Source organism: Rossellomorea sp. SC111 (genome assembly GCF_024733565.1).
Classification (GTDB): domain Bacteria; phylum Bacillota; class Bacilli; order Bacillales; family Bacillaceae_B; genus Rossellomorea.
Genome location: NZ_JANIOC010000001.1, coordinates 65,742 through 90,029, shown reverse-complemented (window position 1 = coordinate 90,029; position 24,288 = coordinate 65,742). Strand labels below are relative to the sequence as shown.

Sequence of the window (24,288 nt, the reverse complement as noted above, 5' to 3'; positions counted from 1 at the left end):
GATATTTATGGAAATTTGGAGGGTAAAAAATGCCTACACCAAGTATGGAAGATTATATAGAACAGATTTATATGTTAATTGAGAACAAAGGTTATGCCAGAGTATCGGATATTGCTGAAGCTTTATCTGTCCACCCCTCCTCAGTTACCAAAATGGTGCAGAAGTTAGATAAGGATGATTATCTCATTTATGAGAAATACCGCGGTCTTGTTCTGACTCCAAAGGGAAATAAAGTAGGAAAACGTTTAGTATATAGACATGAACTATTGGAACAATTCCTTCGTGTCATTGGAGTGAAAGAAGAACATATTTATGAAGATGTGGAAGGGATCGAACATCATTTAAGCTGGGATTCCATCGATCGCATTGGGGATCTCGTACAATTTTTCGAGGAAGAAAAGAGCAGGGTAGAAGGACTGCGAACGATTCAAAATCGCAGTGAATAATGATTTTATCCATTTACTGAAGCGGCGAAAAACATAAGACAAGAAAGGACTTTCATTTCAGATGAAAGTCCTTTTTGAATGGGCGGAACGGGAATTAAAAAATAGAAGGGTAGTCGTTAAATGTTCCATCCTCGACTGACAGACTGGATAACTCCGCTTCTCCCCATTCATTCTCATTGAGCGTGACGCCTTGAAGTAATCCCTCGGATGCTTCCAATACGGCTTTACGGTAGGAAATGATGCGGCCGGAAGAGGTTTGGAAGCTTATAATGTCACCATGATAATTTCGTTGCACCTTAGATATTTCTTCCATATTTATCACCTTTTCTGATCAGACTTTAACATTAGTATGAACAAATCAGAAAGAAAACATAATTCTAACTGTAGGATCATTTTAAGTTTACATAATAATATTATGTACATAAAAAGATTTCTTCCTCCTTTCATGCAGGATTTAAGACGATGGAGTAAGAATATAGAACAGTATAGAAAAAATATTGAGGTGTACATATGAAAAGTTCAGAATGGCATACAAGCGCCAAAAACCTTTGGGAAGATAATGCAGGTCATTGGCATTCAAAAAGCATCGAAATGTGGACCACTGGAAGCAGAAAGGCCGTCATCCCTTTCTTTCATAATCACGCAGGAAAAGCTAGAACCGTTGCAGATTTAGGGTGTGGCGATGGATATGGATCTTTTCTGTTGGTTGAAAAAGGATATGTGGTCACAGGGATGGACTTCTCCAGGAACATGGTTGAGATTGCAAAGAAGCAGGAAAGGGAAAACCTGTCATTCATTCAAGGGGATTTGCGTTCCCTTCCATTCAAAGACGGGCAATTCGATGCTGTAATGGCGATCAACTCAGTGGAGTGGACTGAAAACCCTTTACACACTTTGAATGAGATTGAACGGATAGTGGGGAAGGATGGATTTATTTGCATCGGCTTATTGGGACCGACTGCTCATCCAAGGGAAAATGCCTATCCCCGTCTTCAAGGTAAGGAGGTCATCTGTAACACCATGATGCCGTGGGAATTGGAGAAGCTTGCCCAAGACAAAGGATGGAAGAAGGTCGGTGAAGACTATATCTACAAAAAAGGCGTGAAATCTTCACACACGGACAATCTCTCAAATGAATTAAAGCAGGCCTTGACCTTCACGACATTATTTATGTTTCAAAAATAAAACATGATCGATTCTCATCCTTCTGAGAATCGATCATGTTTTGCTATTCCCCATCATTACCATCGTTTGGGGTGGATACGGAGGAGATAGGTCAGGAGAGAAGAGCAAAAGTATTCATTTATAGTGTAAAATAAAGATACAATAGAAAAAGGCAAGCTACTCTAAATTTGAAGCTAAGAGGGTGAACTTCCATGACTACAATAAAGAAAAAGGTATTATCAGATATTGAATTAGCTCAACAATCAACATTACTGCCGATCGTGGACATTGCTAAAAAAATCGGACTCACTGAAGATGACGTGGAGCTTTACGGCAAGTACAAAGGAAAGATATCCTTCGAAGCGATACATAAACTGAAAGACCATCCACAGGGGAAATTAATCCTGGTAACATCGATCAATCCAACGCCTGCAGGTGAAGGGAAGTCTACCGTAACAGTGGGGCTTGGGGATGCTTTGAACCGATTAAATAAAGACACCATCATTGCCATGAGGGAGCCTTCCCTGGGACCGACGATGGGAATCAAAGGGGGAGCAACAGGGGGCGGTTATTCACAAGTGCTTCCCATGGAGGACATTAACCTCCACTTCACTGGTGATATCCATGCCATTTCTACAGCCAATAATGCCCTGGCTGCCTTGGTGGATAATCATATCCATCAAGGTAATGAATTGAATATCGATCAAAGAAGAGTGGTATGGAAACGTTCGATTGATATGAATGATCGTTCCCTTCGCCAAATCATCATTGGATTGGGCGGACCCGTACAGGGGGTTCCACGGGAAGACGGATTTGATATCTCAGTAGCGTCTGAAATCATGGCTGTGCTCTGTCTATCTCAGAGTATCGGAGAATTAAGAAGTAGGCTCGGTCAGATGGTCGTCGCCTATAACAGGTTAAAACACCCGGTGACCGTCGATGATCTCGGTGTGGAAGGCGCACTGACGTTATTGTTGAAGGATGCACTCAAACCCAATCTCGTCCAGACGATCGAGCATTCGCCTGCTCTTATCCACGGAGGTCCGTTTGCCAATATAGCTCACGGCTGCAATAGTGTCATGGCGACGAAAACGGCTTTGAAGCTTGCAGATTATGTGGTGACAGAATCCGGGTTCGGGGCAGATTTAGGAGCGGAAAAATTCCTGAATATCAAGTCCCGTGCTGCAGGTAAATCTCCAGATGCCGTTGTTCTGGTTGCCACCATCCGTGCCTTGAAAATGCATGGAGGCCAGTCGAAAGACGACCTTCAAACAGAAAACCTTCCGGCCCTGGAAAAAGGATTATCCAATCTGAAGAAGCATATGGAGACCCTCGAGCACTTCAATGTTCCATATGTCATTGCCATCAACAGGTTCGCAACAGACAGTGACCATGAAATCGATGCCTTGATCAAGTGGTGTGAAAACCAGAATAAAAAGGTTTCATTAACCGATGTATGGGCTAAAGGCGGAGAAGGAGGAATCGATTTAGCAGAGAAGGTTTTAGATGAGATAGAAGGAAATAATAAGGAATTCTCCCCCCTTTATGAGCTGTCGGATTCCCTGCAATCGAAAATTGACACTATAGCCAAGAAAGTATATGGCGCAAGCGGGGTAGAGTACACGGTCAAAGCAAGAAGACAATTGGAAGAGTTTGAAACTCGTGGCTGGGGCGTTCTCCCGATCTGTATGGCCAAGACGCAATACTCCCTCTCTGATGACCCGGCAAAACTTGGCCGACCGGAGAATTTCACCATCACGATACGCGAACTGAAGCCTAAGATCGGAGCCGGCTTCATCGTTGCTTTGACGGGAGAAGTCATGACGATGCCCGGACTGCCGAAAAAACCGGCTGCGTTCGGTATGGATGTAGATGAAGAAGGCAGGGCAATCGGACTGTTTTAAAGATGAGTGATGGAAAGGAGGGGTGAAGATGTTTGACCCGACAGCATTTGATAATTTAAAGGTCATCTTTGAAGGAGCAGTCTACGATCTTGACTTGACAGGGGATATTCAGATACTTGATCGGAAGGATTTGTTTGATTTTGCTCATTATGAGCGCTGTTATCAAATTCATTATTGCCTCCCATATAAAAAATCACTTTCAATCGAGTTTCATCTGAAGGCGGATATGGGACATTTCCTGGCAGAAAGAAAGATGATGACTGAAAAGAATACGGCGGGAGCGGACATCCTCGTCGTCTATAAAGGCGATGAAAAACTTCAACGTCATATGGAGATCCTTGAAGAAGCCTGGGGGGAAGATAAACACTGGGAATGGAAAGAAGTGAAGTCCTCCGTTAAACCGACCTCATATGAGGGAATCTTATCCTTCAATCGGGTGATTACGGAGGAAATGGTCGATGATGTATTACAGATGATATCGTTCTCTGTAGACACATTGAAGCAACTGGATCAAAGGGACGTATAGTACCAAAGGGAGCTCATATAAATAGAAAAAAGGGGAATTTTTCATGAGAATAGCTTGGGTAACAGATAGTACTGCATATGTTCCAAATCAATCGGGTAATGGTGAAAATGACATCTATGTTGTTCCGATGAGCATCCTGTTCGGAGAGAAGGAGTATATGGACGGCGTCGACCTGTCACCTGAAGAATTATTCGCTAAATTAAGGAACGAAAAGGTGGAAGTGAAAACCTCCCAGCCTTCAATCGGCAAGTTTAAGGTATTATTCGAACAACTGTCAAGGGACTATGACTATATCTTCTCCATCCATGTTTCGTCTCATTTCAGCGGGACCTTTTCGTCTGCTTATCAGGCTGCGGAACTCCTGAAGGACACCATTCCGAATATTCGCTGCATTGATTCGAAGATCCTCTCCAATCCGCTGACAGAACTGATTCAGTACGGTCAACGTTTATCTGAGGAAGGAAAAGATCCGTGTCAGATAAAAGAAGCGATTGAAGAAAGAATCAACTCCTGTGAGACGTATGTCATGGTAGGGAGCCTGGAACAGCTACATAAAAGCGGGAGGATGGGCGGTCTATCCTTTTTTCTGGGAAGCGTCCTGAAGATAAAGCCCATGCTTTCCATTGAAGATGGTAAACTTAAAGTGGAGGACAAGGTAAGAAGCATAAAAAAAGGCTTCGTCAGCATGAGTCACCAGTTGGATCTCGCTCTCGCAAATAGGAACATAGGGAAAGTATCTGTATTACACGGATTAAATCGGGAGGATGCTTTGGAATGGATGGAACAGCTAAGACAAGCTTATCCTGAAATTGAATTTGGGGCATATCCCCTGGGGGCAGTGATCGGTGTACATGCTGGCGAAAACACAATCGGTATAAGCTGGTTTTCAGAAAGTAAATGAAAAAATCAAAAAGGAGTGATGTGTAGATTCAGGCATCCACTCCTTTTTATTCTGAAAGTAGAACATCATTTGGTACAATGGAAGAGAAGGTGGATATGTGGAGCGTAAAGAGCTGGACAGAGTAATAGACTATTTAAAACAAGAGTACATAGGTGAATCAACCGGACATGATTGGTATCATTTAGATCGAGTGAGGAAACAGGCTCTTAGAATCGCAGGAAGTGAGCAGATTTCCCGTACTTATATCATTGAGCTTGCGGCACTGCTTCACGATGTGCCGGACGAGAAATTCGTAAGCGAAGAAGAAGGAAAGAAAAAACTGGATCATATCCTAACGCATCTCACACTCAACGAAAATGAAAAGGCGTTACTGAAGGCGATCATCTATTCCATCTCGTATAAAGGTGGCCATGAAGCGGAATTGACTACGATAGAGGCGAAAATCGTCCGGGACGCCGATCGCCTTGATGCCATCGGGGCGATCGGCATCGCCAGGACATTTGCATATGGGGGCAGGAAAGGCAGAGCGATGTATGACCCTGATTTTCAAGTGAGGGAACACATGACCTTAGAGGAATACAGAAATGGGGATAGCTCCAGCATCCATCATTTTCACGAAAAATTACTGAAATTGAAAGATTTAATGTGCACGGAAACCGGCAGGATTTTGGCAGAAGAACGCCATGACTTCATGCTCCGGTTCCTAGAGCAATTCAATAAAGAATGGACTGGTCAAGAATGAGAATGTTAACAGCTGAGAATATTTCCAAAACCTATGGAGAGAAAACACTGTTTAAAGATATATCCTTTTCCATTACCGAGAAGGAGAGAGTCGGACTGATCGGAGTGAACGGTACAGGTAAATCAAGCCTGTTGAAACTGATTGCAGGAATGGAAGAATATGATACCGGTGAGCTTTCAAAACCGAACGACTATCATATTGCCTATCTCCAACAGGAACCCGCATTTGATGGGGAATTGAACGTGCTTCAACAAGTATTCCGCGGAGAAGCGAAGATCATCCAGGCGATGAGAAACTATGAAACGGTTCTCATGGAGATGGAGGAGAACCCGGAAAGTCCAAGGGTACAAGATGAATTATTTGAGGCCCAAAAGCAAATGGATCTTCTCAATGCCTGGGATGCAAGTGCAAATGCTAAAGCCATCTTAACAAAACTCGGCATCCACGATTTCGGGAAGAAGATGAATGAATTATCCGGTGGACAAAAGAAGAGAGTGGCACTGGCAGCGGTCCTCATTGAAACTCCGGACTTGCTTATTCTGGATGAACCGACCAACCATTTGGACTATCAGTCCATCAAGTGGCTGGAGGACTATTTGGGGAAATATAACGGATCAGTGTTACTCGTGACACATGACCGGTATTTCCTGGATAGAGTGACAAATCGCATCTTTGAATTGGATGGAGGCAGCCTGTATGCCTATAAAGGGAATTATGCTTCCTTTATTGAAGCCAAAGCTTCACGTGAAGAAGTGGAACGCCAATTATCCGAAAAACAGCAAAATCTCTACCGGAGAGAGCTTGCGTGGATGAGAAGGGGAGCAAAAGCACGGACTACTAAACAAAAGGCCCGTATCCAGCGATTCGAACACCTGGAAGATACTATGTCATCCGGCTCTTCCAATGGACAAGTAGATATGGCGATTGGAGGAAATCGCTTAGGCAAGCAGGTGTATGAGTTCAAGAGTGCGTCAAAACGATTTGAAGACAAGCAAATATTAAACGAATTCTCCTTTCTGATCAAGCCTAAAGACCGTATCGGAATAGTAGGGAAAAACGGTAGCGGAAAATCAACCTTCCTAAATCTCCTTGCAGGAACCGATGAGCTGACAAAAGGAGAATTGGTCAAGGGACAGACCGTCAAGATTGCCTACTATACCCAGGGTCATGAAGAACTGGATGAAAATATGAGAATGATTGAATATATAAGAGAAGCGGGAGAGTATATAACCACAGATAAGGGAGAACAAGTTTCTGTTACATCCATGCTCGAGAGATTCCTTTTTCCAATGAGCACCCACGGGACATTGATCCGAAAGCTTTCCGGCGGTGAAAAACGAAGGCTCTTCCTGCTGAAACTATTAATGTCAAAACCAAACGTCCTTCTGCTGGATGAGCCTACCAACGACTTAGACACAGAAACCTTGACAGTGCTTGAGGATTATATCAATGAATTTTCCGGTGTCGTGATCACTGTTTCCCATGACCGGTACTTTCTGGATAAAACGGCTGATCAGCTGTTAATATTCAATGGGGACGCTCAGATCGATTTCTATTACGGGGAATATACTGAGTATCTGGAGAAGAGTGAAGCTTTAAATAAGAAGCAGCTGACAGATTCAATGAAGGAACCAGTCCCTGTTAAAGAAGTGAAGGAGAAAGAGAAAAAAAGGCTCTCTTATATGGAAAAAAGAGAGTGGGATGAAATGGAAGATAAGATGGCAGGCATTGAAGCGAAAATAGAGGAGACGGATGCCGAGCTCCAAAAAGTCGGCAGCAACTTCGAACGGGCTCAAGAGTTGATGGAGGAAAGTGAAAAGCTTAACGAAGAACTGGAAAGGCTCATTGAGAGGTGGACCTATCTCTCTGAATATGCCGAATAAGTCTCTTTCTTTAAGGCAAAAGGGATACTGTGTTAAAATGGAAGGTAAATGAACTGTTTAGAGAAAGGGGTAACAATCTTGAGGATCGTATCAATTGAACCTACTCCAAGTCCGAATACGATGAAAGTTCTTCTCGATCAGGAAATGAAGGCCGGGAAGAGCAACAATTATAAAAAAGATGAAGCGGAGGGGGCTCCTCCCGTCATCAAAGAGATCTTGGCCATCGAAGGTGTTAAAGGGGTATACCATGTTGCCGACTTCCTTGCCGTCGAACGGAATGCTAAATTCGATTGGCAGGAGCTTCTGCCACAGGTGCGAAAAGCATTCGGTGAAGATACAGATAATGAAGAAACGGAATCCCCCATGGAGGAACATTTTGGTGAAGTGAATGTCAGTGTACAGATGTTCAAAGGAATTCCGATGCAAGTAAAGGTGACAGATGGGGAACAGGAAAAGCGTTTTTCCCTGTCTTCTTCATTCCTTGAAGCGGTTGGTCAGGCACAAAAAGAGGGCGATAATGTCGTCCTCCTTAGAAAGTGGAAAGATTATGGCATCCGGTACGGTGATCTGGATGAGATCGGAAGCGACGTGACGGAAGAATTAGTGGCAGCCTATCCTTCTGAAAGACTTTCAAAGCTTGTCGAAGAAGCACAGGGAACAACCGATGCCAAGGGACCACTCATTTATAAGAAAAAGCAAAAGGTGACCGCCGAAGACTTTGAAGCACCGGAATGGGAAACCAGGTATCAGAAACTGGATGCGATGGAGGATCCTACCTTGGCAGACTTACCTCTACTTCAGAAAGCGCTCGAGGACGAGAAAGTATCGATCCGCCGATTAGCCGTTGTGTACCTTGGAATGATTGAAGATGAAAGAGTCCTTCCTTTGTTGTACAAGGGACTGCATGATAGGTCCGTAACCGTGAGAAGGACGGCCGGTGACTGTCTTTCTGATCTGGGATTTGCAGGTGCCGTACCGGAAATGATTGATGCCTTAAAGGATAAGAGTAAACTGGTCAGATGGCGCGCGGCCATGTTCCTTTATGAAGTCGGTGATGAATCTGCCTTGCCAGGGTTAAAAGAGGCGGAAAATGACCCTGAATTCGAAGTGAAACTTCAGGTGAAAATGGCCATTGAGCGAATCGAAGGCGGCGAAGAAGCAAAAGGATCGGTATGGAAACAGATGACTGAAGCACGTCATCAATAAACAGGAAGGGATTGATTATGCATGTCTATGGCATATGAAGAATATATGAAACAGTTGGTTACACCGATGAGGCAAGAATTAACGCAAGCAGGGTTTAAAGAACTTGGTACAGAAGAGGAAGTCGAGAATTTCATGGAAAACACAGAAGGAACGGCCCTCGTTGTCGTTAACTCTGTTTGCGGATGTGCAGCAGGACTAGCACGTCCCGCTGCCACTCAATCCGTCATGAATAACGATAAGACCCCTGACCATCTTGTAACGGTTTTTGCAGGACAGGACAAAGAAGCGACTGCCAAGATGAGGGAATACTTCGACGGTTACGAGCCTTCTTCTCCATCCATGGCTTTGCTTAAAGGAAACAAGGTCGTTCACTTTATCCCCAGGGAAGAAATTGAAGATCACGACATTTCTTCCATTATTTCAAATCTGGTGACGGCATTTAATGAAAACTGCTAACAGTCCATCAAAAAAGAGCGGATGACAGAGTCATCCGCTCTTTTTTTGTGGTAGGATAATGAAAAGATGATAGAAAACGAATATCCAAAGGAGAATCACTAACGTGTTTGTCACCACTTGTGGAAGAACCAATCAGAACGTAATAGATAAAGCGCATGAGGCAGCCAATCGCCTTTCTATACCATATATCCCAAGGGAAAAAAGATCGATACGTCACCATATGGAAAAAGCGGATGGGGACTGCCTCGTCATCGGGAAAGAACGCCTGGAACTTCATACGCGGGATGGGAGGGGGGAGCCATTCTTTTTCCATCCGAATTCCGCATCCTTTCGAATCAAGAGGCTTATGAGGGGAGAGAAAGATCCACTCATAGAAGCGGCAGACCTTAAGGAAGGCATGAGCTTTCTGGACTGCACCCTTGGACTTGCTTCAGACAGTATCATTGCGAGTCATATCGTAGGGGAGGCAGGGTCGGTAACAGGGATCGAAGCAAATAAATTCATTGCCCATATCGTTCTTCATGGACTACAGGAATGGAATTCCCCGCTTCCTGCGTTAAATCGGGCCATGAAGCGTATAAACGTCCTCAATGGACATTTTGTCGAAGAACTAAAGAAATTCAGGAATGATGCAGTCGACGTCGTTTACATTGATCCCATGTTTGAAGAAGCATTGACCGACTCACATGGAATCAATCCCATCAGACAATGGGCAAGCTATACCGGCGTTACAAAAGAAGGAATAGAAGAAGCGAAAAGAGTGGCCAAAAAGCGGGTCGTATTAAAAGAACACTATCAATCACCCCTATTCGAAGAAATGGGCTTTGAAGTGTTGAAACGGCCGTCAGCCAAGTTTCACTTTGGAGTGATCCGGTTATAAATGGCTTTGTTGGCATAGATTGTTGTGATTTTTACACAGACTATGATTTGTAAATGCTCTGTCATTGAATGTGTGCGGGAGGGTGAAGGGAACTGCTCCGCTTTCCACGGACGTTCGGCCAAGCCTCCTCAGCACAGTTCGCTTCCGGGGTCTCGGCACGCCCGTTTTCCGTAGGAGTCTACGCAGTTCCCTTCACCCTCTGAAGAAGTATATTTTGACAGAGCTAAATGGTACATAAAACAGTATAGATAAAGAGCATTAGTTTATAAGCTATAATCAGTCAGTACAACCACTAGATAATGATTTGGTTGTAAAGAACCCTGCCACACCGTTTTAGTAAAATACTTAAGCTTGGACAGTTGATTCTCGCTGCAGGTGCTCGACTCCTGCGGGAAACGTGGGAAAGCCAGAAAAGCGGAGGTGGCTTGCTCAGCCCCGACAAGCATAAGATGAATGGGCTTAGAAGGCGTTCTTTTGCCTTCTTGGACCATTTAGCTTATGACCTCGAGGGGCTAGCCACCGTAGCTGGATCTTGAGACCCCGCAGGGAAAAGCCCGAGGAGGCTCAACTCACGCCACGCGGAAAGCGAGCACCTGGAGTGGAAATCAACCACTGCTCGCTCCATCAAAATGCTACCATGTTTACATAAACAATCAATAAAATAGACAGGCATCCATCGCCTGTCTAATCCCATACATATTAATCAGTGAATCCCAGTACAATAAAATAACCTAACAGAAGTATGTATCCGATATTGATCATAATTCCAGTATCCATCTAGTTATCCTCCTTACAAAGTATCCTCATTAATATACTACCACATAAAGATTTTTATATCCTACAAAAAAATGAAACCTTTTTCACTTTTTAAACGTAAGAAGTAGTATAATAATAGACGTAATACATAGGAAAGGACGTTATCTATGTCGATCTGGCTCAAGAAATCGTTTTTTATCATACTATCCATCCTGACATTTGGACTTGTTTCACCCTCACAAGCCTTTCTGAATGAAGAAAATCATGCCCTTGCCAAGAATAATGGCAAGCCTTCCACCGTGGAATCGACTCCAGAGGAAACAAGAGAAGAAGAGCCTGCGCTAACCCATGATGTATTTATAGAATCCATGCTGGTACAAGCAGAAAAATCTGCTTATGAAAAATTCGGGACCAAGATCAAGCCTGTCATAGAGGATGAATTCAGATCGTTAATCCTTCCAAACATTGAAAAAGCGATAGCGGATACAGCAGCTCAATTTCCGGAAGAAGATTTAACGTCCCTAACCATTTCAGAAGTACCTCAATATGCTAAAACAGAAAAGATCTTTCACATTTATGACGAGCGTTCGGGTGAAGATATCATTCGATTTCATGTAAGAAAAGACCATCCACCAAAAGATGGCTATTATTTCAATTTTCACTACCATACGGTACATGACCAATTCCAGGCACACCATGAACTCGGAAGCATTTTCTGGGATAAAAACACTCCTCCTCAATGGATGAGCGTGTCCTAATCTATCATATACTAAAAAGAATCAAAGCAAGCACGTGGATGAGCGTGCTTGCTTTTTTTGCTCATTTTATTAAAAATGGAAATAATACTCTCTGAAGTAGTGTCTATCATTATGGTAAAATAGTAATAAGTGTATCATAGGTGCATCATAAGAAAAGGGGGGATTAAAGTGAGACGAACTTTCATCATCCTTCTGATTACAGTAACTCTTGTGATTCTCTGGACCCACACAAATGCTAATTACGATGGTATCCTCTTAAAACAATCGCCCCTTAAAACGCATGTAAACCTTCAATCCAGTAAGCAGCTGGAAAATATGATCCTCTTACCAGAATCAACGTTTGATCAAGAAGAGGCAGGTGAAATGATCAAAAGACTGGATCATATTCCGACATCATTGTTGGAGTCCGCCGAATCGCATGATATCAAAATTCGATTATTCCAAAATAAATTAACCGATTTTTCTACGACAAGTCACTTGAAAGGAGTCACCCCGAGAGGGTACACTAATAAAAGTATTACGTGGGATGATGTCCCTGGAATAGGTGGTTCCAAACTTGTATTAGTAAAGATCGGTCATAGTGGGAAAGGGAAAGGGCACAACTCATACAATCTGGAACTACATGAGTTCGCCCACAGCATTGATCGGTACGTCTTGACGGATCTGTATTATGAGCTGAAATTCTTACCCCTGTGGAAAAGGGAAGCACCACGGGTTTTCCCGGATGAAGAGTATTACCTTCAATATAAAGAAGAATATTTTGCTGAAACATTTGCTATGTACTATTTGAATCCCGAAACTAGGAATCTACTTAAGCAAAAGGCACCCGCAACATATCGATTTTTCAAAGAACTATAAACTTATAGAAGGTGTGGTCAAGGTGAAGCAGTATTTAGACTTGTGCAAACATGTACTGGAAAATGGTACAAAGAAAGAGGACCGGACGGGAACGGGTACGATCAGTACGTTCGGTTATCAGATGCGTTTTGATTTACAGGAAGGATTTCCTCTCGTTACAACGAAAAAACTGCATGTGAAATCGATCATTCATGAACTCCTATGGTTCTTAAAAGGAGATACGAATGTAGCTTATCTTCAGGAGAACGGTGTACGCATCTGGAATGAGTGGGCTGATGAAAACGGTGAATTGGGACCTGTATACGGGCATCAATGGCGATCATGGTCCGGTGCAAATGGTGAAACCATCGACCAGATCTCGAACCTTATCGACACGATCAAGAATAATCCAGATTCAAGACGAATGATCGTGAGCGCTTGGAATGTAGCTGATGTGGATCACATGGCTTTGCCTCCTTGTCATTGCCTGTTCCAATTCTATGTTTCTGACGGGAAGTTGTCTTGTCAATTGTATCAACGCTCAGCGGATGTTTTCCTTGGGGTGCCCTTTAATATTGCTTCGTATGCTCTATTAACGATGATGGTGGCTCAGGCTTGCGATTTAGAGGCAGGGGAGTTTGTTCATACATTCGGCGACGTGCATATCTATCAAAATCACCTTGATCAAGTAAAGTTACAACTATCAAGGGATCCGAAACCACTGCCGACGCTATCGATCAATCCTGAAGTGAAGGACATCTTCGGTTTCAGCTTCGAAGACTTCAAACTAGAAGGATACGATCCTCACCCTCACATCAAAGGGGTCGTAAGCGTATGATATCATTTATATGGGCAATGGATCAGAATCAGCTGATCGGGAAAGATAATGGACTGCCTTGGAGACTGCCTGAGGATCTGAAATTCTTCAAAAAGACGACGAACGGACATGCAATCGTAATGGGGAGAAAGACATTCGATTCCATCGGTAAGCCCCTTCCAAATCGTGAGAATGTCATTTTGACAAGAAACACACATTTCGAGCGGGAAGACTGCCTCGTACTACATTCTGTTGACGAAGTTGTGAGATGGTCAGAAGAAAGAGATGGAGAAATCTTTATCATGGGTGGCAGAGAAATATACAAACAGTTCATTCCCCATGTAGAGAGACTCTATGTCACTGAAATCCATCATGAATTTGAAGGGGACACGACCATGCCTTCAATTCCATGGGAAAAATTCACCTGTATCTCCTCGGAAAAGGGTGTCAAGGACGAGAAGAACCCTTACGACTATGAATTCAGGATCTATGAAAGAAAAAAATAAGGATACATGGTGGAGCCTAGATCATAATCGGCTTCACCTTCTTTGCGGCAAAGATGTGGAAATCATCATAATAAAAAAGGTCCAGCCGTTAGCGCTGGACCTTTTACACATTTGAATGACATATTTACACATAGAACAAGATACAGAAATACATAAAGCCGCTGCCGGCCAGGACGAACAGGTGCCAGATGGCGTGATTATAAGGAAGTTTATTCCACACATAGAAGATGGCACCGACTGAGTACATGATTCCTCCTGTGAAGAGAAGCCCGAATCCCGCCCCCGTCAAACTCGCGTATAATGGTTTAATCGCAATGATCACGAGCCAGCCCATCACAAGATAGAATAGGGTGGATACCACCTGATAGCGTTGAACAAAATAACACTTGAACACAATCCCCACTATGGCAAGTCCCCACACAATCCCAAATAAAGTCCATCCCAATGCACCTCTCACACTGACAAGCATAAATGGCGTATACGTTCCAGCGATCAGGACATAAATGGCTGAATGATCCAAGATCGCAAATAGATTTTTAACCTTAGAGGGCTTAAAGCTGTGCAAGAGTGTCGAAAATAAGTAAAGAAGAATCATGGAAGCTCCGTATATCGAGAAGCTGACAATGTGCCAGGCAGATCCTTCATGAACCGCAAAAATGATTAACATCACTAATGCCGGGATGCTGAGGATCAATCCGATCCCATGGGTGATGGCGTTCGCAACTTCTTCTTTCCAATTGGAAAAATCGAAATCATAGGTCAAAGTGGTTTCATCCTTTCTGCGATCATCTGATTGATCGCTTAACGATTCGCATATATTCATGATAATCCTCTTTAAGCTATTGTGCAATCATCAACATAGTAAAGGAGTAAAGTGTAACGGTTGGATTCGAGTGTGGAATGATGTATATTCCTAAGTAAAGAAATGATGATGAGGTGGCAAATATGTGCGGAAGATTTTCTTTGACGACCCCTTTAGAAGAATTGGTAAAACACTATTTGATTGATGAATACCTTGAAGATTGGCAGCCGAGATACAATATCGCTCCATCTCAGAATATCCTTTCCCTTATTTCTCACAAGGGGAAGCGGAGAGCGGGTGAAATCACCTGGGGACTTGTTCCCCACTGGGCTAACCCCACAAAGTGGAAGCCATTGATCAATGCCCGTAGTGAAACGCTCCTGGATAAACCCAGTTTTAAATCCCTCGTGCATTCAAGACGGATGGTGATCTTTGCCGATGGTTTTTATGAATGGAAGAAGGGTGAATCAGGGAAGATTCCAGTAAGGTTCCAATTGAATGAAGAAAAGCCTTTCGTATTTGCAGGGTTATGGGACAGGAATGGAGAGGTCACCACCTCGACCATTCTGACTACCAAAGCGAATTCCCTGGTGGCAGATGTTCATGAAAGAATGCCAGTGATGCTCACAAACAGCGAGGACATCGAGAAATGGCTCAATACAGAGGAATACTCCTTTGATCAGGCTGCTTCCGTTTTAAAGCCACTCCCTGATGAATGGATGAAAGGGTACCAGGTATCCAGTGTCGTGAACTCTCCCAAACATGATACTGCAGAATGTTTAGTCCCGGTTTCAACAGGAGTATAAAAATTTTGGCACTTTCGCATGATTAGACATTTTATGCGGTTATAAATAGGGTATAATAGAAGAATAAACGGGCGAAAAAGAGGATTGATACTTTGCTGACAAAAACCATCGAGTTCAAATCTAAGTATGGACGGAAGGTCAAAATCTCAGAAGTTCCTGTATTGAAGAAAGACAGCCCTCTCTACCTGAGGGTTAATCTTAGGCTGCATCAATTTATTACTAAAGTGATGAATCATAATGAGCCTAAGACAATCTTCAGCTTTAGAGAACATTTAAAGAGAACGACGAAATGGTCAGAGTACGAAGAAATTTATCAATCAGAAGAGTTAAAGAATAATGCATAAGTTTTACTTGGTTCTGATCCTCAGGCATAGAGATTGCTGAGGGTCAGACCTTTTTGTATGACTTCCATTCTGTTTCGGGGTATATCATGGCATTTATTCGTCGATACAGGCCATTGAGTTAAATGCTTACTATCTATTTAAATCCTCAGCGATTAACGATATAATACTTATGATATGGGAGATAGGATGTGGCAAAATTGACCAAAATTAAGATTGTAACAGATTCGACAGTTGATTTATCTGATGAAGTCGTAAAAGAATTGAATATTCATGTGGTTCCTCTGTCCATTTCAATTGATGGAGAAACATACTTAGATAGAGTGGATCTTTCACCGTTAAGCTTCTTAGAAAAAATGAAGGCTTCGAAAGAATTGCCAAAAAGTTCTCAACCCCCTGCAGGGTCATTTGTTGAACTGTATGATGAATTAGGTATCGATGGATCACGCGTTTTATCCATACATATGACCGGTAATATGAGTGGGACCGTTCGATCGGCAGAGTCTGCTGCAGATATGTCTTCAGCAGATGTAACAGTTGTAGATTCACGATTTATTTCAAAAGGACTGGCTTTCCAGGTGATTGAAGCGGCAAAGCTTGCTGAAGAAGGAAAGTCCATGGAAGAAATCCTTGCGGCCATCGAGGAGATCCGATCCAAGACCAAATTGTTTGTCGTGGTGGACACCCTTGAAAATCTGGTGAAAGGTGGGAGGATCGGTAAAGGGCGTGCCATGATCGGTTCCCTGCTCAATATTAAGCCGATCGCATCACTTGAAGGGGCTGAGTATACTCCCGTTGCAAAAGTCCGAAGTCATTCACAGGTAGTGAAGTACTTAACGACACAATTTGTAGATGACGTGAAAGGAAAGACCATACGGGGAGTTGGACTCGTCCATGCGGATGGAATGAATCTGGCTCAAAACCTGAAAGCCAAGATCATAGAGAAAACAGGATACGATCAAATCGATATCGTTCCGACAACACCTATCATCAGCACACATACAGGTATCGGGGCCATCGGTTTCATGTATTATACGGACTAATGAAAAAAGACGAAGGGGAATCAATCCTTTCGTCTTTTTTCTGGATGAAAATCTGCCCTTTATCATGAAGGCATCGGAGTAGGGGTGGGTTTTGCGTATCCTTCTTTATATTGTTCGTCTATATAGGTTCTGATTTGTTTGATGGAATCGCCATTCTTATATTTTACGATGGATTCAGCAGCGATTTTCAAGCAAAGCTCACATCGGGTACCGTGGTCGTCCCACACCACTTTGTCCCCTTCCGTTTTATAAACAAAGCAATTCAGGTTGCTCTCGTGCCCTGCTGAATCCCCGCATCCGCAATAACAAGGAATATATTTTAGAAGCTCAGGGTTTTTAGCTGCGGAGGAATAGATGAGTTTCATATTGTCATCCTTATTGTCAAGAAAAGAGGGAAGGGTCTCGACAGAAGCGGTTTCTTCCCTAATGTCCCCGTTAGCCGCAGTATGATCCTTGTGCGAATCTTCATTCTGATCACTGGAGCAGCCGGCAAGGAACCCTAATAAACCAATCAAACATGTGAAATACAAAAAGATATTTTTCTTCATTCCAATCACCTTTCATTTTAGGTTTATCCGTATTGTACCATGTTCATTATAATGGGTTCGTCCCTGTTATGGCTTATTTTATGAATATTATTGCCACCTCATAACTACATCCAACATATCATAGAAATAAAATAGGCAAGAAAGGCTCAAAATTGAATTGGGAACTACAGCATTTCCTCCTTAATATAGAGGATGTTCGATGAAGGGAAGTGTATGTGCTTGTCGGATAAAAAAAAGGTATTGGTGATTTCGGATTTTGGAATCGATGATATCGTCGCAGTGCTGTATGCTTACTATAGCGATACGATTGAAGTCGTTGGGATTGTTTCTGACTATGGGAATGTTTCCAGGGAATCTGCATTGAAAAATGTAAAATACCTGCAAAACATAACGGGGATTACAGATATCCCGGTTATTGGTGGTGCGGTCTCTGCCTTGACGGGTAACCGGCCGAAGTTCTATCCGGAAGTCCATGGTGTGGCTGGACTCGGGCCGATCATACCTGATGAAAGTGAATTCAACCCTTCGGACATAAGTGAAAATTTCTATCAAATCAAGGAACTCATTAATCAATATTCAGGGGAACTTTATATTTTTAGTGCTGGACGGTTAACCTCATTGGCCACTGCCTTTATTTTATACCCAGAAACGATGAAGAAAGTGAAAGAATTTTATGTGATGGGAGGGGCATTCAATGTTCCTGGAAATGTTACTCCGACGGCTGAAGCCAATTTCTATGGAGATCCTTATGCTGCGAATATCCTGATTCAGCTTGCCCCGAAGAAAATTCACCTCATTCCATTGGATGTTACAATGTATGCACTCATAACCCCCCTCATGATCGATCAACTCCATGAATTTTATCTGAAATCAAATGATAAGGTTGGTCAGATCATTAAACCAATGGTTGATTATTATTACGGGTTTTATAAGAAGACCTATCCAGATATTACAGGAAGCCCCCTCCATGATTTAGTGGCTATGTGGGCACTTGCGGATGGTGGGAAAATGGTATTCGAGGAAGTCCCGATACGGGTTGCTGTCAATACGGGCTGTACGTTTGGCCAAAGTATCGGTGATTTCAGGAAGTCAACGGATAAAGAACCATGGAGAATCCATAAAATCGCAAAACAATTCCATTACGGACAATTTATTAAGGAAGTGTTTTCCACATTGCAATCAGGACCGAGCCGTAAGGAATGGGGATGACAGATTGATGAGTGTAATTATGTTTTATAGCCTAAGAACCGTGATATAATAATTATAAGAATAAGCGAGGTGACACATATGAAAAAAATGTCCATTCTCATGCTCGCTTTTGTTTTTTTCCTGACAGGGTGTTCGCTAGAAGATGCTGCTGATCACATTACAAGGGAAGTATCCAACTGGGATAAAGAAAGTCCCAATGAAACATTTATACCGAAGAACTTGAAGGTGGTTTCAATAGGAGATTCATTGACTCAAGGTGTCGGTGACAGTACGAAAAAGGGTGGGTATGTTCCTTATTTGGAAAAGAGCCTCGAATCATTGGATGGTGTAAAGGATGCCCAGTTTCATAACTACGGAGTCAGGGGGAACCGTACCGATCAATTATTGAAAAGACTGAAGAAGGAAGATGTGAAATCTTCCATTGAAGAGTCTGATTTAGTGATGATCACCATCGGCGGAAACGATGTTATGAAAATTTTTCGTGAAAATTTGTCACACTTGAAGTTAGAGGTATTCCAGGAGGAGAAACGACAATATCAACTCCGGTTAAAAGAGATCATTGAAACGATCAGAAGTTATAACCCCGATGCAGGCATTGTCCTGGTCGGCCTATATAATCCTTTTAATACTTGGTTCTCTGATATTGATGAAGTAAATCAAGTGATTCATAATTGGAATGAAGCAAGCATACAGGTACTGACGGGTTATGATAAGACGTTATTCGTGAAAATCGAGGACTTATTTATCGATGCAGGAGATACTTTGTTGTATGAAGACTACTTTCATCCGAATGATGAAGGGTATAAATTGATCGCAGACCGAATGTTTACGGATCTTGCAAAAGGGGAAACATTAGCTACATTGACAGATAGAAAAGATTCTGTTGAGGAAGAGGAGCAGCCGTCATGAAGAACAAATGGAAGGTAGGCTTCTTTGTCCTTTTAGGTATGATCATTCTGGGATTCGTCATCATTGTGTCCATGATCTTTATGCCTGTAAAGGACGATGCCCTGCCCGACGACAATAAAAATACAGATCAACAAGTAGGATTTAATGTAGAGACCAACAAGAAAGACTTAAATCTTATCATTGAACATTATATTGAAGAAGAAGGGATGAAAGGGCCGGTGGATTACGATGTTCAGCTCAAGGATGATGTTGAACTACTGGGGTCCGTCCCTGTATTTACTTCAGATCTGGACTTTAAATTGAGTTTCGAACCGAAGGCGTTGGATAATGGGGATATTCTGTTAAAACAAAAATCCATTTCAGTAGGTTCACTGAATCTTCCGGTCAACTATGTATTGAAAGTGATCAGAGATTCTTATAATTTCCCGGACTGGGTAAAGATTCAACCCAATGATGAATTGATTTATGTCTCACTGCAAGATATGAAACTGAAGAGTGATGTGAAAGTACGGGCAAACGAATTTGATTTGAAAGAGGATAATATTTCATTCAGACTTCTCGTCCCTGTCGACCGTGCACAATAAGAAAAAGGTGGCTTCCTGCTGGAGTCACCTTTTTTTGTGTTGTAACCTTTTATGCTGGGATTTTATCCTTTCAACAGGAGAGCTTCCAGTTCCGGGGTTCCATTGGCTAATCCGACTGCAACGATCGTGTATGCCTGATTCGGGCTCAGCTTTACCTTCGGAACACTCAGTACACTGTTTTCACTTCCGGCGACCCTTGCCTCTAGATTGACGGTCATGGGAGTCAACCCAAGATAATCGCTCGCTTGTTTAAAGGATATATCCGGGAATATGACATCCCCGCCTTTTACAGCTATATCAACAGCTGGGGCATCAGGGGAAAGATGAATGAACTTTACCTTTGTTTCTCCATTTGGTACTGTTGGATCATCTAAATAAGGAAGTAATTGCATTTTATTAAGTGTTCCGACAGCTGCAAGAGTGTAAATTTTTCCTGGATCGATTTTTACTTTTTTACTAATGACTGTTGTCACACTTGTACCTGCAGGATATACATCAATATGATATTTACCGGCTGGCAATGTTAAATAATCGCTTACGTCTTTAAAGGCTACATTCCGTAATACCCGCTTTCCGTTTACGTATACATCTACATTCGGTGCATCGGGGACGGCATGTAACACACGGACGTACGAAGGCTGAGTAGAGGTTGTCATGTCAGCTCGTTGCGCCTGCATGGCAAGCCTCATATATTTAAGATGTTTCTGGTAGTAATGAACGTGCATGGACGGATCAGAATATTTATAATACCCGGATAACAAGTCATACATTGCAGCTTTCGTCAGATAATCATGTTGGCTCATCCGTATCTCTCCCTTAACAGTATTAACACAATAGAATATGCCGGTGAGAAAAAATGGTGAAAATACCTATTTTTATAAAAATCAGAAATATAGCTTGCAATCCGGATGAAAATATTGGATAATGAAAGTACTAATTGAGAAAGTGGGTGATGTCATATGAACCTATCATTAATTGAGCAAAAGGCTAATGTAAATACGTATTATATCGGTTCTGCACGTCAACTCACTTTAAACGGGATTCTTTGATTTATTCATTTCTTCTATCGTGAAAAATCCGTTGACGTGTCGAACCACGCAACGGATTTTTTATTTTGGGAGGAAACAAGTTGAATACTAAAGAAACAGTTTTTGAAATGATGAACCACCTGACAGAAGAAGGCTTTATATTGGGAAGGGTTGTGACCGAACAAAGGGGTGCCTTTATGGTCATGACAAGAACAGGGGAAGTGTTAAGCAAAATTTCAGGGAAACTCAGGTTTGACACCGTTCAGCGCGAAGATCTACCCGCCGTAGGTGACTGGGTACTTCTAAGCAAGGAAGGGGCGGTCATTGAAAAGGTACTGCCACGGACTAGTAAATTCTCGAGGAAAAAAGCAGGAAATGAAGCAGAAGAACAAATCATTGCTACAAATATCAATACTGTCTTCATCCTATCTTCATTAAATGACGATCTCAATAGCAAGCGGATGGAGCGCTATTTACTTCTATGCTGGGAAAGCGGTGCAAACCCTGTCATCGTCCTCACAAAATCGGATACGTGTTCCGATATAGAAGAAAAGAAAAGAGAAGTGGAGAATACTTTGCTTGGTGTGAAAGTCGTTACCATAAGTGCCATCAGTCGGGAAGGGATAGAGGACCTGATTCCTTATTTAGCTAAAGGGCAAACCGTCGCCCTCGTTGGTTCTTCAGGAGTGGGAAAATCCACACTGACCAATCTGCTTGTAGGATATGACGTCCAGAAGACAAAGGAAATAAGGGAATCCGATGATAAGGGCCGTCATACAACGACTCATCGGGAACTGTTCATGTTAGAAAATGGTGCTGCGATCATTGATACACCCGGGATGAGAGAAATTCAATTATGGCAGGGGCAGGAAGGATTGTCCACACAATATAATGACATTGAGGAATTAGCCCTTCACTGCCGATTCAATGACTGCCAACATGAGGAAGAACCAGGCTGCGGGATTCGTATGGCCATTGAAGAAGGAAGCCTTTCAGAGGAGAGGCTCGAACACTATCAGAAACTGCAAAGGGAAATCGCGTATATGGAAAGACGGGGAAATAAGCGGTTAGAATCTTTGGAGCGAAAGAAGTGGAAAAATATTGGTAAGCAGAGAAAGCTTAAATAAATGATGAAAAGAGTGACCCTTTGGTGGGCGCTCTTTTTTTAGTCATGGTGAGGATCGATTCAAGCTAATTGCTTTCCCTTTTTAACAGTAATGCGTTAAAATCGCATACAAAGGGAATAGTGTAAGAGAATGTTATGGAAAGGATGATGAGAATGTCAGAAGCTGCAACGTATCAAAAGGCCACGTTTGCCGGAGGGTGTTTCTGGTGCATGGTAAAACCTTTTGATGAAGAGCCCGGAATTGGCAGTGTGACCTCCGGATACACAGGGGGACACGTTCCAAATCCATCTTATAAAGAAGTATGTTCAGAAACGACGGGTCATTATGAGGCCGTTCAAATCGAATATGATCCGGGAGTTTTTTCTTACGAGAAGTTATTGGAGCTGTACTGGCAGCAAATCGACCCAACGGATCCCGGCGGTCAGTTTTTTGACAGGGGCCATTCGTATAAGACGGTCATTTTTTACCATGATGAAGAGCAGAAAATGCTCGCCGAGAAATCGAAGGAAAGGCTGGGGCAGTCAGGGATCTTCTCTAAGCCCATCGCCACAGAGATTTTACCTGCCAAGGAATTTTATCCTGCAGAAGAATACCATCAGGATTATTACAAAAAAAACCCGGGTCATTATCAACGATACAGCAGGGGATCTGGAAGAGTTGCATTTATTGAAAATCATTGGAGGGATAAGAATGAGTAAAGATGATTTAAAGAAAAAGCTGACACCCGAGCAATATGATGTCACTCAAAACAATGGAACGGAGCCGCCGTTTAGAAATGAGTATTGGAATACGTTTGAAGAGGGCATCTACGTCGATGTCGTCTCGGGGAAACCACTTTTCAGCTCGAAGGACAAGTATGATGCCGGTTGCGGATGGCCAAGTTTCACCAAACCGATCGATGTTGAGGAAGTTTCTGAAAAGGAAGATAGAAGTCACTTTATGGTGCGGACAGAAGTAAGAAGCAAGGAAGCCGATTCTCATCTGGGTCACGTGTTCAACGATGGACCCGGTCCGACGAAACTCCGGTATTGTATCAATTCGGCAGCACTCAGATTTGTCCCCGTCGAGAAATTGGAAGATGAAGGCTATGGAGCATACAAGAAATTATTCTAATCTATTGAATTGCTGTGAAAAAATTCACATATGTGCTAAAATAGATTTTTCATGTTTACGTTGAGTTACATATGTGTATATAAAAATATGAAGAGGAAGGTGAATGTTGATGCTTAAAAAGCTTTTTGGTAAAAAAGAAGAAGCTCCTAAAACGGTCAATGCTGTAGCACCTTTAACAGGAGCCGTAAAGTCACTTGAAGAAGTGCCGGACCCTGTATTTTCACAAAAAATGATGGGGGATGGAATTGCCATCGATCCGACAATAGGGAAAGTCGTTTCACCTGTAGACGGTGAAGTCATGCAGCTTTTCCCGACAAAACACGCAGTTGGTATCAAAGCGAAAAACGGTGCTGAAATCCTGATTCATATCGGACTTGAAACGGTTTCAATGAACGGTGAAGGGTTTGAGGCACATATTTCAGAAGGTTCAAAAGTGAGTATTGGAGATCCACTGATAACGTATGACCTGGAACTTGTAAAAGAAAAAGCGAAAAGCACCATTACACCCATCATCATCACAAACGGCGACGACATGGGTGATCTTGTGAAAAAAGACGTGACAACCGTGACAGCAGGACAGGAAGAAGTGTTGGAGATCTCTTCTAAGTAATGAAGAGAGGAAAGACCGGCGAAGATGCCGGTCTTTTTTTATTGTGTTAGAGAAGATGTAAAATTCACCCTGCAATTTCACTTACACTCCCTCAAATTCAATGCGTAAAAAGGTACCTTCAAATAAAATGGGCGAATGCACAAACACTTTCTAGGTGAATGACATAGAGTATAAGGTAAATAAATAAATTATTGAGGAGTGATAGGTATGAACTATGGATATGGTTGTGATCCGTGTTATCAAGGCGGGTATGCTTATCCGGCTGCCGGTTGTGGCGGGAATGGTTTTGCGTTGATCGTTGTATTATTCATCCTGTTGATTATTATTGGAGCCGTTTGTTACTGCGGACATTAATCCGTTTCTGTGATATTTGAAAATAATGATGA

The 24,288-nt window shown here is 42.6% G+C and carries 29 protein-coding genes; 25 read left to right on the top strand and 4 right to left on the bottom strand.

Annotated features, from left to right (window positions below; translation table 11 throughout):
- Positions 1 to 29: 29 nt before the first annotated feature.
- A complete protein-coding gene (gene mntR / locus NQ095_RS00500) occupies positions 30 to 446 on the top strand; it encodes a transcriptional regulator MntR (RefSeq protein ID WP_034758545.1) in 417 nt (138 codons plus the stop codon).
- Positions 447 to 540: 94 nt separating this feature from the next.
- Here the strand turns inward: mntR and NQ095_RS00495 are convergent, their stop codons facing one another.
- Complete coding sequence (locus tag NQ095_RS00495) at positions 541 to 759, bottom strand: DUF3892 domain-containing protein (protein WP_258261572.1); 219 nt, start codon at positions 757 to 759, stop codon at positions 541 to 543.
- A 197-nt stretch (positions 760 to 956) separates the two neighbouring features.
- On the opposite strand from NQ095_RS00495, the gene NQ095_RS00490 reads away from it, so the two are divergent.
- The 13 genes from NQ095_RS00490 to NQ095_RS00430 all read left to right on the top strand — a co-directional run bounded on the left by NQ095_RS00490 (position 957) and on the right by NQ095_RS00430 (position 13,782).
- Positions 957 to 1,631 (top strand): class I SAM-dependent methyltransferase, encoded by a 675-nt coding sequence (locus NQ095_RS00490; RefSeq protein WP_258261571.1) that lies wholly within the window; start codon positions 957 to 959, stop codon positions 1,629 to 1,631.
- A gap of 191 nt (positions 1,632 to 1,822) precedes the next feature.
- Entirely contained in the window at positions 1,823 to 3,514 is a 1,692-nt protein-coding gene (locus tag NQ095_RS00485) for a formate--tetrahydrofolate ligase (RefSeq protein ID WP_258261570.1), read from the top strand.
- Between the two features lie 28 nt (positions 3,515 to 3,542).
- Positions 3,543 to 4,040, top strand: coding sequence for a hypothetical protein (locus NQ095_RS00480; protein WP_258261569.1), 498 nt, complete (start codon positions 3,543 to 3,545; stop codon positions 4,038 to 4,040).
- 43 nt (positions 4,041 to 4,083) lie between these two features.
- Complete coding sequence (locus NQ095_RS00475; protein ID WP_258261568.1) at positions 4,084 to 4,941, top strand: DegV family protein; 858 nt, start codon at positions 4,084 to 4,086, stop codon at positions 4,939 to 4,941.
- 97 nt (positions 4,942 to 5,038) lie between these two features.
- On the top strand, positions 5,039 to 5,683 hold the full coding sequence (locus NQ095_RS00470) for an HD domain-containing protein (protein WP_258261567.1): 645 nt from the start codon (positions 5,039 to 5,041) through the stop codon (positions 5,681 to 5,683).
- Complete coding sequence (locus NQ095_RS00465; protein ID WP_258261566.1) at positions 5,680 to 7,566, top strand: ABC-F family ATP-binding cassette domain-containing protein; 1,887 nt, start codon at positions 5,680 to 5,682, stop codon at positions 7,564 to 7,566. The genes NQ095_RS00470 and NQ095_RS00465 overlap by 4 nt, the downstream gene beginning before the upstream one ends.
- A gap of 78 nt (positions 7,567 to 7,644) precedes the next feature.
- Positions 7,645 to 8,772, top strand: a complete 1,128-nt coding sequence (locus NQ095_RS00460) for a conserved virulence factor C family protein (RefSeq protein ID WP_258261565.1) — start codon at positions 7,645 to 7,647, stop codon at positions 8,770 to 8,772.
- 21 nt (positions 8,773 to 8,793) lie between these two features.
- Positions 8,794 to 9,228: a BrxA/BrxB family bacilliredoxin gene (locus NQ095_RS00455; protein WP_258261564.1), complete on the top strand. Its 435-nt coding sequence runs from the start codon at positions 8,794 to 8,796 to the stop codon at positions 9,226 to 9,228.
- Positions 9,229 to 9,331: 103 nt separating this feature from the next.
- Positions 9,332 to 10,108 (top strand): class I SAM-dependent methyltransferase, encoded by a 777-nt coding sequence (locus tag NQ095_RS00450; protein ID WP_258261563.1) that lies wholly within the window; start codon positions 9,332 to 9,334, stop codon positions 10,106 to 10,108.
- A 923-nt stretch (positions 10,109 to 11,031) separates the two neighbouring features.
- Entirely contained in the window at positions 11,032 to 11,622 is a 591-nt protein-coding gene (locus NQ095_RS00445) for a YpjP family protein (protein ID WP_258261562.1), read from the top strand.
- A 168-nt stretch (positions 11,623 to 11,790) separates the two neighbouring features.
- Positions 11,791 to 12,480, top strand: a complete 690-nt coding sequence (locus NQ095_RS00440) for an anthrax toxin lethal factor-related metalloendopeptidase (protein WP_258261561.1) — start codon at positions 11,791 to 11,793, stop codon at positions 12,478 to 12,480.
- A gap of 22 nt (positions 12,481 to 12,502) precedes the next feature.
- Positions 12,503 to 13,297 carry a thymidylate synthase gene (locus NQ095_RS00435; RefSeq protein WP_258261560.1) on the top strand — a complete coding sequence of 265 codons (795 nt, stop codon included), beginning with the start codon at positions 12,503 to 12,505 and terminating at the stop codon, positions 13,295 to 13,297.
- Positions 13,294 to 13,782 carry a dihydrofolate reductase gene (locus NQ095_RS00430; RefSeq protein WP_258261559.1) on the top strand — a complete coding sequence of 163 codons (489 nt, stop codon included), beginning with the start codon at positions 13,294 to 13,296 and terminating at the stop codon, positions 13,780 to 13,782. The genes NQ095_RS00435 and NQ095_RS00430 overlap by 4 nt, the downstream gene beginning before the upstream one ends.
- A 124-nt stretch (positions 13,783 to 13,906) precedes the next feature.
- Here NQ095_RS00430 and trhA read toward each other — a convergent pair whose 3' ends face one another.
- Positions 13,907 to 14,605: a PAQR family membrane homeostasis protein TrhA gene (gene trhA / locus NQ095_RS00425; RefSeq protein WP_258261558.1), complete on the bottom strand. Its 699-nt coding sequence runs from the start codon at positions 14,603 to 14,605 to the stop codon at positions 13,907 to 13,909.
- Positions 14,606 to 14,727: 122 nt separating this feature from the next.
- Between trhA and NQ095_RS00420 the strand changes: the two genes are divergently transcribed.
- The 3 genes from NQ095_RS00420 (at position 14,728) to NQ095_RS00410 (ending at position 16,774) form a co-directional block, all read left to right on the top strand.
- Positions 14,728 to 15,390: an SOS response-associated peptidase gene (locus tag NQ095_RS00420; protein ID WP_258261557.1), complete on the top strand. Its 663-nt coding sequence runs from the start codon at positions 14,728 to 14,730 to the stop codon at positions 15,388 to 15,390.
- Between the two features lie 92 nt (positions 15,391 to 15,482).
- Positions 15,483 to 15,734: a DUF2535 family protein gene (locus tag NQ095_RS00415; protein WP_060672414.1), complete on the top strand. Its 252-nt coding sequence runs from the start codon at positions 15,483 to 15,485 to the stop codon at positions 15,732 to 15,734.
- 197 nt (positions 15,735 to 15,931) lie between these two features.
- A complete protein-coding gene (locus NQ095_RS00410) occupies positions 15,932 to 16,774 on the top strand; it encodes a DegV family protein (RefSeq protein WP_258261556.1) in 843 nt (280 codons plus the stop codon).
- Between the two features lie 62 nt (positions 16,775 to 16,836).
- Here the strand turns inward: NQ095_RS00410 and NQ095_RS00405 are convergent, their stop codons facing one another.
- Positions 16,837 to 17,322 (bottom strand): PCYCGC domain-containing protein, encoded by a 486-nt coding sequence (locus tag NQ095_RS00405; protein WP_258261555.1) that lies wholly within the window; start codon positions 17,320 to 17,322, stop codon positions 16,837 to 16,839.
- Positions 17,323 to 17,541: 219 nt separating this feature from the next.
- On the opposite strand from NQ095_RS00405, the gene NQ095_RS00400 reads away from it, so the two are divergent.
- The 3 genes from NQ095_RS00400 to NQ095_RS00390 all read left to right on the top strand — a co-directional run bounded on the left by NQ095_RS00400 (position 17,542) and on the right by NQ095_RS00390 (position 20,024).
- Positions 17,542 to 18,531, top strand: coding sequence for a nucleoside hydrolase (locus tag NQ095_RS00400; RefSeq protein WP_258261554.1), 990 nt, complete (start codon positions 17,542 to 17,544; stop codon positions 18,529 to 18,531).
- 78 nt (positions 18,532 to 18,609) lie between these two features.
- Positions 18,610 to 19,440, top strand: coding sequence for an SGNH/GDSL hydrolase family protein (locus NQ095_RS00395; RefSeq protein WP_258261553.1), 831 nt, complete (start codon positions 18,610 to 18,612; stop codon positions 19,438 to 19,440).
- On the top strand, positions 19,437 to 20,024 hold the full coding sequence (locus tag NQ095_RS00390; protein ID WP_258261552.1) for a YpmS family protein: 588 nt from the start codon (positions 19,437 to 19,439) through the stop codon (positions 20,022 to 20,024). Before NQ095_RS00395 ends, NQ095_RS00390 begins: the two co-directional genes overlap by 4 nt.
- Before the next feature lie 62 nt (positions 20,025 to 20,086).
- Here NQ095_RS00390 and NQ095_RS00385 read toward each other — a convergent pair whose 3' ends face one another.
- Positions 20,087 to 20,827: a DUF4397 domain-containing protein gene (locus tag NQ095_RS00385; RefSeq protein ID WP_258261551.1), complete on the bottom strand. Its 741-nt coding sequence runs from the start codon at positions 20,825 to 20,827 to the stop codon at positions 20,087 to 20,089.
- 326 nt (positions 20,828 to 21,153) lie between these two features.
- On the opposite strand from NQ095_RS00385, the gene rsgA reads away from it, so the two are divergent.
- The 5 genes from rsgA (at position 21,154) to NQ095_RS00360 (ending at position 24,256) form a co-directional block, all read left to right on the top strand.
- Positions 21,154 to 22,179, top strand: coding sequence for a ribosome small subunit-dependent GTPase A (rsgA, locus tag NQ095_RS00380; RefSeq protein ID WP_258261550.1), 1,026 nt, complete (start codon positions 21,154 to 21,156; stop codon positions 22,177 to 22,179).
- A gap of 152 nt (positions 22,180 to 22,331) precedes the next feature.
- Positions 22,332 to 22,877, top strand: a complete 546-nt coding sequence (gene msrA, locus NQ095_RS00375; protein WP_258261549.1) for a peptide-methionine (S)-S-oxide reductase MsrA — start codon at positions 22,332 to 22,334, stop codon at positions 22,875 to 22,877.
- Entirely contained in the window at positions 22,870 to 23,292 is a 423-nt protein-coding gene (msrB, locus tag NQ095_RS00370; protein WP_258261548.1) for a peptide-methionine (R)-S-oxide reductase MsrB, read from the top strand. Before msrA ends, msrB begins: the two co-directional genes overlap by 8 nt.
- 109 nt (positions 23,293 to 23,401) lie before the next feature.
- Entirely contained in the window at positions 23,402 to 23,902 is a 501-nt protein-coding gene (locus NQ095_RS00365) for a PTS sugar transporter subunit IIA (RefSeq protein ID WP_258261836.1), read from the top strand.
- A 207-nt stretch (positions 23,903 to 24,109) separates the two neighbouring features.
- Positions 24,110 to 24,256 (top strand): YjcZ family sporulation protein, encoded by a 147-nt coding sequence (locus NQ095_RS00360; protein ID WP_258261547.1) that lies wholly within the window; start codon positions 24,110 to 24,112, stop codon positions 24,254 to 24,256.
- Positions 24,257 to 24,288: the final 32 nt, after the last annotated feature.

Coding starts and splice junctions, on each gene's coding strand:
- mntR (WP_034758545.1), top strand. CDS start 30: ATGCCTACACCAAGTATGGAAGATTATATAGAACAGATTTATATGTTA.
- NQ095_RS00495 (WP_258261572.1), bottom strand. CDS start 759: ATGGAAGAAATATCTAAGGTGCAACGAAATTATCATGGTGACATTATA.
- NQ095_RS00490 (WP_258261571.1), top strand. CDS start 957: ATGAAAAGTTCAGAATGGCATACAAGCGCCAAAAACCTTTGGGAAGAT.
- NQ095_RS00485 (WP_258261570.1), top strand. CDS start 1,823: ATGACTACAATAAAGAAAAAGGTATTATCAGATATTGAATTAGCTCAA.
- NQ095_RS00480 (WP_258261569.1), top strand. CDS start 3,543: ATGTTTGACCCGACAGCATTTGATAATTTAAAGGTCATCTTTGAAGGA.
- NQ095_RS00475 (WP_258261568.1), top strand. CDS start 4,084: ATGAGAATAGCTTGGGTAACAGATAGTACTGCATATGTTCCAAATCAA.
- NQ095_RS00465 (WP_258261566.1), top strand. CDS start 5,680: ATGAGAATGTTAACAGCTGAGAATATTTCCAAAACCTATGGAGAGAAA.
- NQ095_RS00455 (WP_258261564.1), top strand. CDS start 8,794: ATGTCTATGGCATATGAAGAATATATGAAACAGTTGGTTACACCGATG.
- NQ095_RS00445 (WP_258261562.1), top strand. CDS start 11,032: ATGTCGATCTGGCTCAAGAAATCGTTTTTTATCATACTATCCATCCTG.
- NQ095_RS00430 (WP_258261559.1), top strand. CDS start 13,294: ATGATATCATTTATATGGGCAATGGATCAGAATCAGCTGATCGGGAAA.
- trhA (WP_258261558.1), bottom strand. CDS start 14,605: ATGAATATATGCGAATCGTTAAGCGATCAATCAGATGATCGCAGAAAG.
- NQ095_RS00420 (WP_258261557.1), top strand. CDS start 14,728: ATGTGCGGAAGATTTTCTTTGACGACCCCTTTAGAAGAATTGGTAAAA.
- NQ095_RS00405 (WP_258261555.1), bottom strand. CDS start 17,322: ATGAAGAAAAATATCTTTTTGTATTTCACATGTTTGATTGGTTTATTA.
- NQ095_RS00395 (WP_258261553.1), top strand. CDS start 18,610: ATGAAAAAAATGTCCATTCTCATGCTCGCTTTTGTTTTTTTCCTGACA.
- NQ095_RS00390 (WP_258261552.1), top strand. CDS start 19,437: ATGAAGAACAAATGGAAGGTAGGCTTCTTTGTCCTTTTAGGTATGATC.
- NQ095_RS00385 (WP_258261551.1), bottom strand. CDS start 20,827: ATGAGCCAACATGATTATCTGACGAAAGCTGCAATGTATGACTTGTTA.
- msrA (WP_258261549.1), top strand. CDS start 22,332: ATGTCAGAAGCTGCAACGTATCAAAAGGCCACGTTTGCCGGAGGGTGT.
- msrB (WP_258261548.1), top strand. CDS start 22,870: ATGAGTAAAGATGATTTAAAGAAAAAGCTGACACCCGAGCAATATGAT.
- NQ095_RS00365 (WP_258261836.1), top strand. CDS start 23,402: ATGCTTAAAAAGCTTTTTGGTAAAAAAGAAGAAGCTCCTAAAACGGTC.
- NQ095_RS00360 (WP_258261547.1), top strand. CDS start 24,110: ATGAACTATGGATATGGTTGTGATCCGTGTTATCAAGGCGGGTATGCT.